Raw genomic sequence first — 1003 nt, 5'->3', positions numbered from 1 at the left:
CGCTGCTCCAGCCCAATTCTGCTTAGTAAGCGTCGTTGTGAACGGTTTGCACTGCACGGCCTGAAGGGTCAACACAGTTCTTGAATGACTCATCCCACTCAATCGCTTTCGCTGATGAACACGCTACAGAAGGACCACCTGGTACACATTCTGCAGCTGATGGTAATGGGAACAACTCCTCAAAAATTTCGCGGTATACGTAACCTTCTTTAGTTGTTGGTGTGTTGTATGGGAAGCGGTACTGAGCCGTTTCCATCTGTTGATCGGTTACTTTCTCTTCTGCTACGGCCTTCAATGTGTCAATCCAGCTGTAACCTACGCCATCAGAAAACTGCTCTTTTTGACGCCAAGCGATTGAGTCTGGTAAGTAATGCTCAAAACATTCGCGAAGAATGTGTTTTTCCATCTTACCGTTGCCACACATTTTGTCTGCAGGGTTTAGGCGCATTGCGACGTCAATGAACTCTTTATCCAAGAATGGTACACGGCCTTCAACGCCCCATGCCGCCAACGATTTGTTCGCACGGGCACAGTCAAACATGTTTAGAGCCAGCAGTTTACGAACCGTTTCTTCGTGGAACTCTTTTGCGTTTGGCGCTTTGTGGAAGTACAAGTAGCCACCGAAGATTTCATCAGCGCCTTCACCAGAAAGCACCATTTTAATGCCCATTGCCTTGATTTTACGGCCCATAAGGAACATCGGCGTTGAGGCACGAATCGTTGTTACGTCATAAGTTTCGATGTGGTAAATCACGTCACGAATAGCATCCAAACCTTCTTGAATGGTGTATGTCATTTCGTGGTGAACGGTGCCAATTTTTTCTGCCACTTCACGTGCTGCTTTTAAGTCTGGAGCGCCTTCAAGACCAACCGCAAAAGAGTGAAGTTGAGGCCACCATGCTTCTGATTTTTCATCGTCTTCAATACGCATCGCAGCATAGCGTTTTGCTACCGCAGATGTGATGGATGAATCCAGACCACCAGATAGTAGTACGCCGTATGG

The 1003-nt window shown here is 47.3% G+C and carries 1 protein-coding gene; it reads right to left on the bottom strand.

The features are described from left to right. Window positions 1–22 precede the first annotated feature (22 nt). Window positions 23–1003, bottom strand: a 981-nt coding sequence (gene asnB / locus R7127_RS27000) for an asparagine synthase B (protein ID WP_318148775.1), incomplete at its 5' end; no start/stop codon positions are given.

The sequence above is a fragment of the Vibrio sp. 1159 genome, from assembly GCF_033340395.1.
GTDB classification, from domain to species: Bacteria; Pseudomonadota; Gammaproteobacteria; order Enterobacterales; family Vibrionaceae; genus Vibrio; species Vibrio alginolyticus.
This window is presented reverse-complemented; position numbering and strand designations above follow the sequence as displayed.